11 protein-coding genes are annotated in these 15,114 nt (G+C 70.3%); 4 read left to right on the top strand and 7 right to left on the bottom strand.

Going from position 1 to position 15,114, the window contains the following annotated elements:
- Positions 1-7 precede the first annotated feature (7 nt).
- Both menE and MQP27_RS07400 read left to right on the top strand, forming a co-directional pair.
- On the top strand, positions 8-1,510 hold the full coding sequence (gene menE, locus MQP27_RS07405) for an o-succinylbenzoate--CoA ligase (RefSeq protein ID WP_242762482.1): 1,503 nt from the start codon (positions 8-10) through the stop codon (positions 1,508-1,510).
- A gap of 8 nt (positions 1,511-1,518) precedes the next feature.
- On the top strand, positions 1,519-1,974 hold the full coding sequence (locus tag MQP27_RS07400; RefSeq protein ID WP_242762480.1) for a MaoC family dehydratase: 456 nt from the start codon (positions 1,519-1,521) through the stop codon (positions 1,972-1,974).
- A 61-nt stretch (positions 1,975-2,035) separates the two neighbouring features.
- Here the strand turns inward: MQP27_RS07400 and MQP27_RS07395 are convergent, their stop codons facing one another.
- From MQP27_RS07395 to MQP27_RS07365, 7 genes are all read right to left on the bottom strand, one after another.
- Positions 2,036-3,712 carry a PHP domain-containing protein gene (locus MQP27_RS07395; RefSeq protein WP_242762477.1) on the bottom strand — a complete coding sequence of 559 codons (1,677 nt, stop codon included), beginning with the start codon at positions 3,710-3,712 and terminating at the stop codon, positions 2,036-2,038.
- A 29-nt stretch (positions 3,713-3,741) separates the two neighbouring features.
- Positions 3,742-5,580: a LamG-like jellyroll fold domain-containing protein gene (locus MQP27_RS07390; RefSeq protein WP_242762474.1), complete on the bottom strand. Its 1,839-nt coding sequence runs from the start codon at positions 5,578-5,580 to the stop codon at positions 3,742-3,744.
- A 56-nt stretch (positions 5,581-5,636) separates the two neighbouring features.
- A complete protein-coding gene (locus tag MQP27_RS07385) occupies positions 5,637-8,552 on the bottom strand; it encodes a glycoside hydrolase family 2 TIM barrel-domain containing protein (RefSeq protein ID WP_242762471.1) in 2,916 nt (971 codons plus the stop codon).
- The gene (locus MQP27_RS07380) at positions 8,549-9,388 is read right to left on the bottom strand and encodes a carbohydrate ABC transporter permease (protein ID WP_242762468.1); all 840 of its coding nucleotides are present in this window, start codon (positions 9,386-9,388) and stop codon (positions 8,549-8,551) included. The genes MQP27_RS07385 and MQP27_RS07380 overlap by 4 nt, the downstream gene beginning before the upstream one ends.
- A gap of 12 nt (positions 9,389-9,400) precedes the next feature.
- A complete protein-coding gene (locus tag MQP27_RS07375) occupies positions 9,401-10,351 on the bottom strand; it encodes a carbohydrate ABC transporter permease (protein ID WP_242762453.1) in 951 nt (316 codons plus the stop codon).
- Positions 10,351-11,637: an ABC transporter substrate-binding protein gene (locus MQP27_RS07370; protein WP_242762450.1), complete on the bottom strand. Its 1,287-nt coding sequence runs from the start codon at positions 11,635-11,637 to the stop codon at positions 10,351-10,353. The genes MQP27_RS07375 and MQP27_RS07370 overlap by 1 nt, the downstream gene beginning before the upstream one ends.
- 73 nt (positions 11,638-11,710) lie before the next feature.
- On the bottom strand, positions 11,711-12,730 hold the full coding sequence (locus MQP27_RS07365; protein ID WP_242762437.1) for a carbohydrate kinase family protein: 1,020 nt from the start codon (positions 12,728-12,730) through the stop codon (positions 11,711-11,713).
- Positions 12,731-12,858: 128 nt separating this feature from the next.
- On the opposite strand from MQP27_RS07365, the gene MQP27_RS07360 reads away from it, so the two are divergent.
- Together MQP27_RS07360 and MQP27_RS07355 are read left to right on the top strand one after the other, a co-directional pair.
- Positions 12,859-13,623, top strand: a complete 765-nt coding sequence (locus MQP27_RS07360; protein ID WP_242762435.1) for a DeoR/GlpR family DNA-binding transcription regulator — start codon at positions 12,859-12,861, stop codon at positions 13,621-13,623.
- Between the two features lie 148 nt (positions 13,624-13,771).
- The gene (locus MQP27_RS07355) at positions 13,772-15,109 is read left to right on the top strand and encodes a 6-phospho-beta-glucosidase (protein ID WP_242762433.1); all 1,338 of its coding nucleotides are present in this window, start codon (positions 13,772-13,774) and stop codon (positions 15,107-15,109) included.
- Positions 15,110-15,114: the final 5 nt, after the last annotated feature.

Genomic DNA, 15,114 nt, shown 5'->3' with positions numbered 1-15,114 from the left:
GCCGTAGATGCGCAATGAGGGACTGGGTTCGTGGCCCGCACGCCGGGCCCGCAAGACCCCGCACCGCACCGCCCTGATCCACGGCGGCACCTCGCTCACGTACGCGCAGCTGTACGACCGCACCACCCGCCTCGCCCACGCCCTGCGCTCGCGCGGCATCCGGCGCGGCGACCGCATCGCCTACCTCGGCCCCAACCACCCCTCCTACCTGGAGACCCTGTTCGCGGCGGGCACGCTCGGCGCGGTCTTCGTCCCCCTCAACACCCGCCTGGCCGGACCGGAGATCGCCTTCCAGCTCTCCGACTCGGGCGCGAAGGCGCTGGTCTACGGCACCTCGCACGCGGGTCTCGTCGCCGGGCTGCCGGGCGACACCGATGTGCGGGTGTACGTCGAAGTGGGCGCCGAATACGAGGAGTTGCTGGCCTCGGCCGCCGTCGAGCGGATCGACGAGCCGGTCGTCGCCGATGACACCTGCATCATCATGTACACCTCGGGGACGACCGGGCGGCCCAAGGGCGCCATGCTCACGCACGGCAACCTCACCTGGAACGCGGTCAACGTCCTTGTCGACACCGACCTGATCGCCGACGAACGGGCCCTGGTCTCCGCCCCGTTGTTCCACACGGCCGGGCTGAACATGCTGACCCTCCCGGTGCTGCTCAAGGGCGGCACCTGCGTCCTGGTCGAGGCCTTCGACCCGGGCGCCACCTTCGACCTGATCGAACAGCACCGGATCACCTTCATGTTCGGGGTGCCGACGATGTTCGAGCAGGTCGCCCGGCACCCGCGCTGGGCCGACGCGGACCTGTCCTCCCTGCGCATCCTGACCTGCGGCGGCTCCCCGGTGTCGACCCCGCTGATCACCGCGTACGGGGAGCGCGGGCTCACCTTCCTCCAGGGCTACGGCATGACCGAGGCGTCCCCCGGCGCCCTCTTCCTGGACGCCGAGCACGCCCTCAGCAAGGCGGGCTCGGCGGGCGTCCCGCACTTCTTCACCGATGTGCGGGTCGTCCGGCCGGACCTGGCGCCGGTCGACGTCGACGAGACCGGCGAGGTGGTGATCCGCGGCCCGCACGTCATGCCCGGCTACTGGGGGCTGCCCGAGGAGACCGCCGCCTCCTTCACCGACGGCTGGTTCCGCAGTGGGGACGCGGCCCGGATCGACGAGGACGGCTACGTCTTCATCGTCGACCGCATCAAGGACATGATCATCTCCGGCGGCGAGAACATCTACCCCGCCGAGATCGAGGACCTGCTCCTCGCCCACCCGGACATCGTCGAGGCCGCGGTCATCGGCGTGCCCGACGACAAGTGGGGCGAGGTGCCGCGCGCGGTCGTGGTGCCGCGCGAGGGCGTCTCGGTCGACCCCGACGAGGTGCTGGCCTCCCTGTCCGGCCGCCTCGCCAAGTACAAGATCCCGAAGTCGGTGGTCCTCGCGGACGAACTCCCGCGCACCGCCTCCGGAAAGCTCCTCAAGTCCCGAGTGCGCAAGCGCTACGGCAACAGTTAAGGAACCCCATGAGCCTCACCGTGAACGGCCTCGACGAACTGAAGAAGCTCGCCGGCAGCGACCTCGGCGCCAGCGAGTGGATCGAGGTCACCCAGGAGCGCATCGACACCTTCGCCGACGCCACCGGCGACCACCAGTGGATCCACGTGGACCCCGAGAAGGCGGCGGCAGGACCCTTCGGCGCCCCCATCGCACACGGCTACCTCACCCTCTCGCTCTTCATCCCCCTGTTCACCGAGCTGCTGGACGTCCAAGGCGTCACCACGAAGGTCAACTACGGCCTGAACAAGGTCCGTTTCCCCTCGCCGGTGAAGGTGGGCTCCCGCATCCGGCTCGTCGGGAAACTCACCGACGTCGAGGAGGTGCCGGGCGGGGTGCAGATCACCGTGGACGGCACGATAGAGATCGACGGCGGCGGGAAGCCCGCCGCCGTCCTCCAGAGCCTGTCGCGGTTCTACGCCTGACGGTACGAGCAGACCGCCGTCGACACCGCGCACGCCCCCGACGCCTGCCAGGGCCGCTTCCTCAGGAGCCCGCCACATCGACGAAGATCGGGTTCGAGTAGAACCAGGTGTCGGCCCACGGGTCGCCGTCGCCCGGCGTGTGCGGGATCGGACCGTTCGGGTCGACGGCGGCTCCCAGGTAGCCCGCCCCGTGCCGCTTGCCGTCACTGCCGCGCAGTCGGACGTAGAAGGACTCGTCCCCGGCGGTCAGCGGGATGCGCAGGGTGTACGTCCCCTTGCGGCCCGACACGTCCTTGGTCTGGACGACCCTGGTGTCCGGCGCCCGCCAGCTGTCCCGGTCGCTCACCGCGCCGCGCACCGCGCCCCGGATCACGTCCACGTGCGCCAACTGGGGCAGGATCCCCTGGGGATTGGGGCGGGAGGCGGTCGTGACGGTGACGTACAGGGTGATCTTCTCGCCCTTGCGGACCCGCAGCCGGCCGCCGAGCGTCACACCGCGGCCGAGGTCGCAGTCCCGCTTCAGCCGCACGTCCAGGCCGTCCAGCAGGTGCCCGTGGTCCAGCCAGACGCGGCCCGCGCGCAGGCCCGCCATCACGGCGCGGTAGCCGTAGCGGGTGACGCCGACGTGGGTGCGGCTGAACTCGCCGGGCCAGAAGTCGCTGCCGGGCTGCGGGGAGTCGGTGTTCACCGGGTCGGGCAGCTTGCCGGTGTTGTCGAAGTTCTGTCCGGCCGGCCAGTCGCCGTTCTTCCAGGTGTCGAAGACCGTGCGGTGGTTGTCGGAGTTGGTGGTGATCGTGAACAGGCGGCCCTCCGACAGCATCGCGTCCCAGAGCCCGCCGACGGTCGCGGTCGCCCAGTCGAAACCGCCGTACGTGAGGTAGGCGTCCGCCGGGTAGCCCGCGTACGACTGCGCCGACGGCTTGTTCTCGTACTCGCCGCGGATGGACGTGGCGCCGCGCCAGCCCGGGATCGCCGCGCCCTGGGCGCCTGGCGCGCCCTCCATGCCGATCATGATCTCGGGGGCCGCGTCCCGCCAGTTGCGCATCTCGTGCGGGGAGTCGATGCCGAGGCGCAGCGGGTGGTTCGCCAGGACCAGGACGTCGTCGACGTAACCCGAACGGCGCTGCTCGGCAAGCCACTTGATGGCCTTCACGGCGTGCGCCTCGTTGCGGGCGGTGTCCGTGCCGGTCGCGGAGCCGTCGGTGTAGCCGAGCAGCTTGCCGTCGTAGGCGAGTTCGAACTGGGTGAGCAGGTCGGTCTCGTTGGGGCCGGGCGCGGCGAAGATCGTGCAGTGCTCGGCGGCCGGGATGTACCACTCCAGGCCCTGGAAGATCAGCTGACGCGGGTTCTCGGCGCGGGCCTTGAGGATCTCCGCGTGCTCCATCTTCGCGCCGTAGTAGGCGTGCCCGAAGTTGGAGTGCTCGTTGAACACCATCCAGTCCAGGCCGTACTTGGCGGCGGCCTGCGCCTGCTGGGAGAACGTGTACTTGGCGTCGTGGCTGTAGACGGAGTGCACGTGGTGGTCGCCGACCAGGTAGGCCAGGCGCGGGTCGTCGCCGCCGAAGCCCTTCCCGTCGGAGGAGGCGGCGAAGGCGGGCGTCGCCGCCGAGCCGAGGGCGAACGCGGCGCCGAACAGGCCCGCGCGGCGCATGAGTTGACGACGTGAGACGCCCTGGGCGTCGAGGTCGGCGGGGGAGACGGACGGGTCGGCCCAGGCGGGCAGCTGCTGCTCGGTCATGATCTTGGGAAGGTCCTCTGGGAAGGGTGTCAGTGGGTCATGAAGGAGGTGACGGGCAGCGCCCGCGAGACGATCCGGACGTCGCCGAGGCGGCCGTGCAGGATCTGGTCGATCTTGTCGGCGTAGGTGTAGCCGCCCAGCAGCCACGGCTCCCCGACCGAGGTGATCCCGACGGCGGGCGCCTTCGGATTGCGGACCACCGGGCAGCCCTGGACGTACATCGTGGTGTGCCGGCCGTCGTTGACGACGGCCAGGTGCCACCAGGTCTCCAGCGGGGTCTCCTGGCCCCAGTTGGTGGCGATGCCCTCCTGGTTGAGCGGGCGCATCGCCCACTGCGGCTCGCGGTCGTTCGACAGCGACAGGGTGGCGAGCGGCTCGTCGGGGTCGTCGCCGGTCTTGCCCGCCGCGCCGCCCGTACCCCGTCGGCTGACCAGTCCCGCCCAGGCGTTGTGGTCCGGGTCCCAGTCGGCCGGCATCCGGTAGAACACCTCGATGGTGTAACCGTCCTTGAACACCGCCGAGTTGAGCGGCGCCTTGTCGACCGTCTGCAGATAGGAGCCCTTCAGCGGCGACTTGTAGCCGCTGAACTCCAGGCTGCCGTGGCCCGGCTGGTCCGGATGGTGGTCCGCCGACCAGCCGAGCGTGCCGCCGCCCACCGACACCACGGTGAGGTCGTTGCCGTTGCCGGACAGGTCACGGACCGTTCCCGAGACCGCCGAGTCGAACCGCCAGTACGCGGCCGTGCCCCGGACCAGCATCCGCGAGACGGGCCGCGCCGGGCGCGCCGGCACCGGGTCGAAGCCGGCGAAGCGGGCGGCGAAGTCGATGTCGACGGAGAAGCGGTCGGCGTCGCCGCTGAGCTCGATCTCCTGCCGCTCCAGCTCGTTCAGGCCCTTCTTCGCCCGGCCGAGGATCCACGGGGAGACCGTCTCGACGTCGATGACGTTCCGGTCCAGGTCGAAGCGGTAGAGGCGGATCATCGCCGCCCCGCCGAAGTAGCGGTTCTGGTAGTTCGTCAGATGCAGGTGCACGTCGTTGCCGGCCGCGTTCTTGCGGGTCGCCCGGCCGGCCGGCCAGTAGTGGCCGTTGAGGGTGAGGAAGATCTGGTCGTGGTCCGCGATGAGCTGGTCCCACAGCTGCCGGCCGTAGGCCGACAACTGGTCGTCCTCGACGACGAGTTCGTGCGTGGTGAGGATCACCGGCGTCTTCGGGTGCCGCGCGAGGACGTCCTTCGCCCAGGCGTAACCCTTGTCCGACAGCCGCCAGTCCAGCGCGAGCACCATCCACTCGCGCCCGGCCGCCCGGAACAGGTGGTAGGTGTTGTAGCCGTCGTCGGACGCCCCGCCGAACGTCTTCTTCCCCTTGAAGCGCTGCGGCCCGAACGCGTCCAGGTACGGCGTCGCACCGCGCTGGTCGGTCGTCGAGGACTTCACGTCGTGGTTGCCGGCGAGCACGCTGTAGCCCACGCCCTTGCGGTCCAGCAGCTCGAACGCCTCGCTGATCGCGGCGAATTCGGCCGTGGCGCCGTTCTGGGTGAGGTCGCCGAGATGGGACAGGAAGACGATGTTCTCGCCGGGCTCGTCGCCCTGCTCCAGCAGATAGCGCAAGGAAGCCTCGACCGGCTCCTTGTCGATGCTCGGCCCGTCGAAGAGGTACTGGGTGTCCGGCATCACCGCGAGCGTGAAGCGACGGCTTTCGGTGTCGGGCCGCCGGCCGCTCGCGCTCGCCGGCGCCGCCTCGGCCACGGCCGGCAGGGCGACCCCGGCGGTGGCGGCGGCGCCGAGCAGCGCCGTGGCCCGGAGGAAACTGCGTCTTCCGGCACCGGCCTGCGCGGCCTCGCCCTGGTTGTGGTCATGCGAAGTACACACGTGTGCTCCGTGAGAGGTGACATGAGCGGGGAAAGGCGCGGGGGGTTCGCGGGGGGTTACAGAACGCGCAGGGTCCAGCTCCAGCGGTGGACGCCCGCCGCGATGCGGTACTCGGGGAAGGTGTCGGGGCCGCACGACGCCGTGCCCAGGCCCCGGTGCGCCGCGTCGAGGTGCACCACGCACCCGGCCCGCGGCACAAGCTCGTCGTGATGCGCGGCGGCCGTCAGATCCTCGGCGCGGTGCCGGGTGACGGAGACCTGGCGCGGTTCGTCCAGCTCGACCGCGAGACCGGTGGCGTCCGGCGCCGACAGCGTGAACCGCCGTACACCGTGCCGCCCGCCGCTCTCCTGCGGACGCAGATAGGGGGTGAACAACTCGTCGACGGGCAGCGAGTGATGGCCGACCGGCGCACCCGCGCCACGATCGGGATACGACTCCCAGGGCCCCTGCCCGAACCACTCCAGCAGGTCCAGGCCCGGCACCGTCTCGAAGACGGACCCGACCCGCGCCACGTCGTCGAACTCGGCCGGCAGCTCGGCCTCCTCGTCGATGCGCACCCCGCCCTCGACGGGCGTGAGCACCTGACGGTGCCGTACCACCCCGACCGTGCCGGCGTACTCGGCGACCACGGTGACCCGGCCGCCGTCCTCCCGCACCGACACCACCTTGCGGACCAGCGAGTCGAGCCCCCAGGTCCGCCAGCGCAGAGCCATGCCGCCCAGTTCGTCGTTGTCGGTGGGCGCCCGCCACAGGGACAGCGCGGGGGCGGCCGTGAGCAGGGGGTGGACCAGCAGGCCCTCGCCGTCCACCGCGACGGGACGGTCCACGGTGACGTCCACGCGCTCGGCAGGCCCGCGCAGCCGGATCTGCGGCACGCACATCTCGGTGCCGGCCGGCGCCCACGGCTGGTCCTCGGCCACGGTCACCCGCAGCGTCAGCCAGGCCTCGCCGCCGTCGCGCGGCACCTCGAAGGGCAGCGGCACCGCGGCCGTCTCCCCGGGCCGCAGATCGGGCAGTTCGGCGGGCGCGGTCAGGGTGCGGCCGTCGGCCAGGGCCAGCTCCCAGGTGCCGGACAGCCAGTCCAGGCCCCGGAAGTGCTGGTGGTTGCCGAGGACGATGCCCTCGTGCTTGAAGCACTCGATGCGCACCGGCGCCGCGATCTCCCGGTGCTCGTACAGGGAGGGCTTGGGGGTGCGGTCCGGGAAGACCACGCCGTCGGCGATGAAGGCGCCGTCGTGGATGGTCTCGCCGAAGTCGCCGCCGTACGCCCAACGATGTCCGGGCGCGGCGACACCGTTGTCATACAGCTCGGCGCCCCCACGCCCGACCGGTCTGCCGTCGTTCACACGCTGGAGAATGCCGTGGTCCCAGAACTCCCAGATGAACCCGCCCTGAAGACCTGGCGTGGACTCGATGGCCGCCCAATGGTCCGCCAGCGTGCCGTTGCTGTTGCCCATGGCGTGGGAGTACTCGCACTGGATGAGCGGCCTGGTCTGCCGCCCCGACAGGGCGTGCGCGACGCAGTCCTCCAGCGGCGCGTACATCGGGCAGGCGATGTCGGAGCAGTCGTCGGTGGCCGCCCAGTCGAGCTTGGCGGCCCCCTCGTACTGGACGGGCCGGGTCGGATCGTGCCGGCGTACCCAGCCCGCCGCCGCGTCGTGATTGGCCCCGTAGTCGGACTCGTTGCCCAGCGACCAGATGATGATCGAGGGGTGGTTCTTGTCGCGCAGCACCATGCGCGAGACCCGGTCCACGAAGGCGTTGAGATAGCGCGGGTCGTCGGCGATCTCGTGCGCGTGGTCGTGGGACTCGATGTCGGCCTCGTCGACCACGTAGAAGCCGAGCTCGTCCGCGAGGTCGTACAGCGTCGGGTCGTTCGGGTAGTGGGAGGTGCGGATCGCGTTGAACCCGAAGCGCTTGAGCAGCACCAGATCCGCGCGCATGTCGTCGTACGACACGGTCCGGCCGGTCAGCGGATGGAAGTCGTGCCGGTTGACGCCCCGGATGAACACCCGCTCGCCGTTGACGAGGAGGTCCCGGCCGACGATCTCGACGTCACGGAAACCGATGCGTTGGTACGAGGTGTCGGCGACCGTTCCGTCGGGGCGGTGCAGGCGGACGGTGAGGCCGTACAGCTCGGGCGTCTCGGCGTTCCAGGTGCGCACGTCCGGCACGGTGGCGTGCAGCCGGGCCTCGCCGAGGAAGTCGGAGACGCGGTCGTCCTCGATGTTGACCCGGTCGAACTCGGCGTCCTGGGCGATGAGTTCACCCTCCAGCTCGCCGCTGACGTACCACCCGGACGGCAGCGCCCCGCGTGCGTCCCGCACCCGGCAGTCGACGCGCAGCTCGCCGTCGTACGACGCCCGTACGGTCACGTCGGCGAGGTGCAGCGGGTCGGTCGCGTACAGCAGCACGGAGCGGGTGATCCCGCCGTGCCACCACTGGTCCTGGTCCTCGATGTGCGAGGCGTCCGACCACTTGACGACGGTGAGCCGCACCACCGACCGCTCGCCCGGCCGCACGACCCCGCTCAGGTCGAACTCGGCGGCCAGATGCGAGTCCTTGGAGATGCCCACGGGCCGCCCGTCCACGTGCACGAGCAGCACGCTCTCGGCGGCCCCGACCTGGAGCACGATCCGCCGCCCGGCCCACTCGGCGGGCACGTCCACGTCACGCTCGTACAAGCCCGTCGGGTTGGCGTCGGGCGAGCCGGGCGGGAAGTCCGGGAACGGCATCCGGACGTTGGTGTACTGCGGCAGGTCGTCCGTGCCCTGCATCGTCCAGACGCCGGGGACATGCGACGACCCCCAGTCACCGCCGACCGGCGCGTCCGGCGCGGACAGCAGCTGGAAGCGCCAGTCGCCGTCCAGGGGGAGTGCGCCGGGGCGCCGGTCGACGGCGTTCATGGGCAGCCGCCCCCAGGAGGTCACCTCGGGTGCCTCCCAGGGGCGGAGCGCCAGCAGCGGGTTCATCCGCGAACCGCTCCCTTCGCGAGGTCGCCGATGATCTGCTTGGCGCCGATCGCGAAGACGATCAGCAGCGGGATGAGAGCGAGCAGGGCCCCGGTCATCACGATTCCGTAGTCGGTGGTGCCATGGGTGCCGTTGAGCTGGGACAGCGCGACCTGGAGGGTCACGTTGTTCGGGTTGGTCAGGGCGATCAGGGGCCAGGCGAAGTCGTTCCACTGGCCCATGAAGGTGAAGATGCCGAGGAAGGCGAGGCCGGGGCGGACCACGGGCAGCGCCACGTGCCAGTACTGGCGCAGGAAGTTCGCGCCGTCCAGCTTGGAGGCGTCCAGCAGCTCGTCGTGGATGGCGGACCTCATGTACTGGCGCATCCAGAAGATGCCGAAGGCGTTGGCCGCGGCCGGCACGATCAGCGCGGTCATCGAGCCGATCCAGCCGATCTTCGCCATGATGACGAACTGCGGGATGACCGACAGCTGCGCCGGCACCATGAAGATGACCATCAGCAGCCCGAACAGCACGTTCTTGCCGGGGAAGTCGAACTTCGCGAAGACGAAGGCGGCGAGCGAGTCGAAGAGCAGGACCAGGAAGGTCACCGACACCGCGACGATCAGCGAGTTCCACATCGACCCGAAGAAGTCGACGGCGTCGAAGAGGTTGCGGACGTTCTCCAGGAAGTGCGTGCCCGGCAGCAGCTTGGGCGGGTAGGAGAAGATCTCCGACGAGCTGTGCGTCGACATGATCACGGCCCAGTAGAACGGGAAGGCCGAGATCAGGGTGCCGAGGATCAGCGGGAGGTGCAGCGCGATCCCTCTGCGGCGGGACCCCTTGATGGAAGACATGGCGGTCCCTTCCTACTCGCCCCGGCGCTGCACGAGGCGCCAGTTGATGATCGAGAAGAGCACGACGACCAGGAAGATGCCCCAGGCCACCGCGGCTCCGTACCCGAAGTCGTTGTTGTCGAAGGTCTGCTGGAAGAAGTAGAGGACCATGGTCTGGCCCGAGTGGCCGGGACCGCCCGCGAACGTCGAGTCGTTGGAGGAGGTCTGGAGCAGCACCTGCGGTTCGGAGAAGCTCTGCAGGCCGGTGACCGTCGAGACGACGAGCACGAACAGCAGCGTGGGCCGCAGCAGCGGGAGCGTGATCCGGAAGAAGGTCTGGACCGGGCCCGCGCCGTCCATGCGCGCCGCCTCGTACAGGTCGCTCGGGATGGTTTGCAGGCCGGCGAGGAAGATGATGGCGTTGTAGCCGGTCCACTGCCAGGTCATCAGGGCCGCGATGGTGACCTTGATGCCCCAGGGTGTGTTCAGCCAGGCGACCTGGTCGAGGCCCACCCCGTGCAGGATCGCGTTGATCACACCGTTGTTGGTGGAGAAGATCGACCCGAACACGATCGCGATCGCGACGACCGAGGTGACGTTCGGCAGGAAGTACGCGACGCGGTACAGGCCCTTGAAGCGGACCGCGGAGTTGAGCATCACGGCCGTGACCATCGCCAGGAAGATCATGGGGAAGGTGGCCAGCGCCCAGATGATGATCGTGTTGCCGATCGAGTTCCAGAAGTCGCTGTCGCTCAGCAGGTACTGGTACTGCGAGAGCCCGGCCCACTCCATCGAGCCGAGGCCGTCCCAGCGGTGGAAAGACAGGTAGAGCGAGAAGCCGACCGGGAAGAGGCCGAAGGCGAGGAAGATCAGGTAGAAGGGGGAGATCGCGGCGTACAGGTGCCAGTACTTGCGCAGGCCCTTCTTCGGCGGCGCCGGCGAGGGCTGGGCGACGGCGGGCGGAGTCTGCTCCAGGACGGCCATCAGTAGCTCACCCCCAGGTGCTTCGCGATGCGACGGCACTTGCTCATGGCGTCACTCCAGGCCTTCTTCGGGTCCTTGCCGAGGACGCCGACGTTCTTGATCTCGTCCTTGAGGGGCTGCCCGAGCGCGATGTCGTACGGGCTGTTGTAGGCGACCACGATCTTCTGCGCGGCCGGCCCGAAGACGTCGGTGGTGACCTGGCCGCCGAAGAAGGGGTCGGGCTCCTGCATCTGCTTCAGGCCGTAGGAGGCGGGCGTGGAGGGGAAGAGGCCCGCGTCGACGTAACCCTGCGCCTGGTTGGCCGCGTTGAGCATCCAGGTGATGATCTCGAAGGCCTTCTCGGGCTCCCGGCACTCCTTGGTGATCGACAGGAACGAGCCGCCGTTGTTGGCCGGGCTCACCGGCATCTGCGCCACCCGCCACCGGCCCTTGGTCTTCGGCACGCCGTTCTTGATGTCGAAGGAGGCCCAGGAGGCGTTGAGTTGACTCGGCAGCTTGCCGTCCTGGATGGCGGACAGCTGGTCCGGGGTGCCGCTGACCAGGTCGGACACGATCTTCCGCTGCTTGGCCTCGACGGCCAGCGCCCAGGCCCGGCGCACGTGTTCCTGGTCGCCGATGAAGTGGCGGTCCTTGTCGACGTACCGCTTGGCGCCCTGCTGCACGACGTTCTCGAAGACGGAGTTGACGTCGGTGAGCAGCTTCGCCCCCGACACCCGCTTGCCCAACTGCACGCCCGCGTCGAAGAACTTCTCCCAGGTGTCGAGCTCCTTGGTGACGTCGTCGGGCTCGTACGGCAGCCCCGCCTTCCGGAAGACCTCGTACTGGTAGTAGTGCGCGACCGGCCCGCAGTCGATCGGGAAGCCGACCATCGTGCCGTCGTCGGCGATGCCCTGGTCCCACTTCCAGGACAGGTACTGGTCCTTGTACTTCTCCGCGCCCAGGGTCCTGAGGTCGATGAACTGGTCCGCGTTCGGCAGGTACGCGGCCATGTCCTCGCCCTTGAGCCCCGCGATGTCGGGGATGCGGGCGCGACCGGTGATGGTGGTGATGAGCTTCGAGCGGTACTGGCCGCCGATCTGGATGGCCTCCAGGTCGACCGAACCGCCGTAGCGGGCCTTGGCGTTCTTCACGACGGTGTCGCTCAGACCGCCGCTCCAGTACCACAGGACCATGTTCCGGCCGGTCGAGCCGGTCGGAACGGCACAGCCGGACGCCAGGCCGCCGAGCGCCGTGGCGGCCGTACCGGCCAGGCCCGCGCGGAGCAGGCCTCTTCGTGAGAGCCGCACAGCTCCCACCGCCTTTCGGATCTTTTCGGGACGTGCATACGAGGGGCTTGTGGGGGAGGGGTGGTGCGGGGGATCAGTGGGGGCGTGCGGGTGGGGTCACGGGGGCGAGGTGGACCGGCGGCCCGGGGTCCGGGGGCAGCCGGTCGGTCAGGAAGCCGTAGGCGCGCCTGAGCTCGGGGTCGGTCAGCGAGCGCCACCAGCGGTCGACGCCGTACCAGCCGGGGGCGGCGAGCGCGCCGCCGTGCTGCTGGACGGAGAGCCCGGCGGCGAGGACCGCGAACCGCAGCCGTTCCTCCAGCGGCCAGCCGCCGAGCGAGGCCGCGACGAAGCTCGCGCCGAAGACGTCACCGGCGCCCGTCGCGTCCAGGACGTCCACGTCCAGGGCCGGGACCTCCGCGTACTCGCCGGTCGTCTGGTCGACGCCCACCGCGCCGTCCCCGCCGCGGGTGACGACCGCAACCGGGACCAGCTCGGAGAGGGTGCCGAGGGCCGCGACCGCGCTGTCGGTGCGGGTGTAGGCCATCGCCTCGGTCTCGTTCGGGAGGAAGGCGTGGCACAGCTTCAGCTGGTCGAGGAGGTCGGTGGACCACTGCTGGGTGGGGTCCCAGCCGACGTCGGCGTAGATGTGCGTGCCCTGCGCGGCCGCCCTGCCGATCCACTCGCGCGGTTCGGCCTCGATGTGCACGAGCGCCGTGCGCGCCTCGGGCGGATGGCCCATCAGCGCGTCCTGCGAGTACGGGGGCTCCTGGCCGTGGGTTACCAGGGCCCGGTCGTGGCCGGTGGCGATGGAGACGGTGACCGGGGTGGGCCAGCCGTCCGCCGTACGGGACAGCGAGAGGTCGATGCCCTCCTGGTCGCACAGGACGTCCCGGCAGTACTCGCCGTAGAAGTCGTCGCCGAAGACCGTGGCCAGCGAGGTGCCGAGGCCGAACCGGGACGCGGCCACCGCGAGGTTCGCGATGCCGCCGGGGCCGCAGCCCATGCCGCCCGTCCAGATCTCCTCGCCCGGCGTCGGCGGCTTCCCGAGCCCGGTGAGGACGAGGTCGTAGAAGAGCAGCCCGGTCAGGAGCACGTCGGGCCTGTCGTCGTCCACGCGCACAGCCTCTCGTCAAAACTCGTCAATTTCGATGACCGGAATCGTGCGCCGCTCCGCACGATTGGTCAATACCCGAGCAGAACTGAGCATGGAAATGATTGAAGATGACGAGTAGTGTTCACGGCGTGCTGGCAGAACGACGACACCAACTCATCCTGCGGGCCCTGCGCTCGGGCGGCCCCGCGGCTGTGACCGACCTCTCCGAACAGCTGGGCGTGAGCCCGGCCACGATCAGGCGGGACCTGGTCAAGCTGGAGGAGGACGGGCTGCTCACCCGGGTCCACGGCGGTGCGCGCGCCGAGGAGGGCGACCAGCCCTTCGCCGAGGTCGCCGAGGTCCGGGTGGCCGAGAAGGACGCGATAGCCGCGCGCGCGGCGGCCATGGTCCAGGACGGCCAGTCCGTCCTGCTCGACATCGGCACCACCGCCTACCGCCTGGCCCGCCAGCTGCACGGCCGCCGCCTCACGGTGATCACCAGCAACCTGGTGGTCTACGAGGAACTCGCCGACGACGAGGGCATCGAGCTGGTGCTGCTCGGCGGCATGGTCCGCCGCGAGTACCGGTCCCTGGTCGGCTTCCTCACCGAGGACAACCTGCGCCAGCTGCACGCCGACTGGCTCTTCCTCGGCACCAGTGGAGTGCGCCCCGGTGGGCAGGTGATGGACACGACGGTCGTCGAGGTGCCGGTCAAGCGCGCCATGATCAAGGCGAGCGACAAGGTCGTCCTCCTCGCCGACGCGGCGAAGTTCCCGGGTACGGGGATGGCGAAGGTCTGCGGTCCCGAGGACCTGGACGTGGTGGTCACGAACGCCCCGGCCGACCCGGCGACCCGCTCCTCCCTGGAGGAGGCGGGCGTCGAGGTGGTCGTGGCAGGAAAGGTGCAAGGTTGAAGGCTCCCCCTCGCGAGCGAAGGAGACTCCCGGCTCACCCCGTGCGGACGGCAGTCCGCACGCACGCCGTCTCCCCTCTTCCCTACCTGTTGTGCAGCAGCCCGTTCTCCCCCCAGCCTGAACGCCGGGGCGTCTTCGGAGGAACCCGGTGAAACTGACTATTCTCGGCGGCGGCGGATTCCGCGTGCCGCTCGTGTACGGGGCCCTCCTGGGGGACCGCGGTGAAGGCAGGGTGACCGAGGTCGTGCTGCACGACCTCGACGCCGGCCGGCTCTCCGCGGTGACCCGGGTCCTCGCCGAGCAGGCCGCCCAGGCCGTGGACGCGCCGACGGTGACCGCCACGACCGACCTCGACGAGGCCCTGCGCGGCGCCGACTTCGTCTTCTCCGCGATCCGCGTCGGCGGCCTGGAGGGCAGGGCGAACGACGAGCGCGTCGCCCTCGCGGAGGGCGTCCTCGGCCAGGAGACGGTCGGCGCGGGCGGCATCGCCTACGGCCTGCGCACGGTCCCGGTCGCCGTCGACATCGCCCAGCGTGTCGCCCGCCTCGCCCCGGACGCCTGGGTCATCAACTTCACCAACCCCGCCGGTCTCGTCACCGAGGCCATGTCCCGCCACCTCGGCGACCGCGTCATCGGCATCTGCGACTCCCCGGTCGGCCTCGGCCGCCGTATCGCCCGAGTCCTCGGCGGGAACCCCAAGGAGGCCTGGATCGACTACGTCGGCCTCAACCACCTCGGCTGGGTCCGCGGCCTGCACATCGCCGGCCGCGACGAGCTGCCGCGGCTGCTCGCCGACCCCGACCTGCTCGGCTCGTTCGAGGAGGGCAAGCTCTTCGGCGTCGACTGGCTCCAGTCCCTCGGCGCGATCCCGAACGAATACCTGCACTACTACTACTTCAACCGCGAGGCCGTCCGCGCCTACCAGCAGGCCGAGAAGACCCGCGGCGCCTTCCTGCGCGACCAGCAGGCGCACTTCTACGAGGAGATGCGCGACCCCGACGCCCACGCCCTCGCCGCCTGGGACCGCACCCGCGCCGAGCGCGAGGCCACCTACATGGCCGAGAACCGGGAGACCGCGGGCGCCGGCGAGCGCGACGCCGACGACCTCTCGGGCGGCTACGAGAAGGTCGCCCTCGCCCTGATGCGGGCCATCGCCCGCGACGAACGCACCACCCTGATCCTCAACGTGCGCAACCAGGGCACCCTGTCGGTCCTGGACACCGACGCCGTCATCGAGGTCCCCTGCCTGGTCGACGCCAACGGTGCCCACCCGGTCTCGGTCGCCCCCCTGCCCGACCACGCCACGGGCCTGGTCTGCGCGGTCAAGGCCGTCGAGCGCGAGGTGCTCTCGGCGGCCGAGTCCGGCTCCCGTACGACGGCCGTGAAGGCCTTCGCCCTGCACCCGCTCGTCGACTCGGTGAACGTGGCCCGCCGCCTGGTCGAGGGCTACAAGGCCGCCCACCCCGGCCTCGCCTACCTGAAGTAAGCTCC

The organism is Streptomyces cylindrosporus, from assembly GCF_022698165.1.
Taxonomy (GTDB): Bacteria; Actinomycetota; Actinomycetes; order Streptomycetales; family Streptomycetaceae; genus Streptomyces; species Streptomyces cylindrosporus.
Note: the sequence above shows the minus strand (reverse complement) of the source record. Positions and strands in the feature narration are given on the sequence as shown.

Bases quoted from the DNA above. Each gene is read 5' to 3' on its own strand.
- menE (WP_242762482.1), top strand. From the start codon at position 8: ATGCGCAATGAGGGACTGGGTTCGTGGCCCGCACGCCGGGCCCGCAAG.
- MQP27_RS07400 (WP_242762480.1), top strand. From the start codon at position 1,519: ATGAGCCTCACCGTGAACGGCCTCGACGAACTGAAGAAGCTCGCCGGC.
- MQP27_RS07395 (WP_242762477.1), bottom strand. From the start codon at position 3,712: ATGACCGAGCAGCAGCTGCCCGCCTGGGCCGACCCGTCCGTCTCCCCC.
- MQP27_RS07385 (WP_242762471.1), bottom strand. From the start codon at position 8,552: ATGAACCCGCTGCTGGCGCTCCGCCCCTGGGAGGCACCCGAGGTGACC.
- MQP27_RS07380 (WP_242762468.1), bottom strand. From the start codon at position 9,388: ATGTCTTCCATCAAGGGGTCCCGCCGCAGAGGGATCGCGCTGCACCTC.
- MQP27_RS07375 (WP_242762453.1), bottom strand. From the start codon at position 10,351: ATGGCCGTCCTGGAGCAGACTCCGCCCGCCGTCGCCCAGCCCTCGCCG.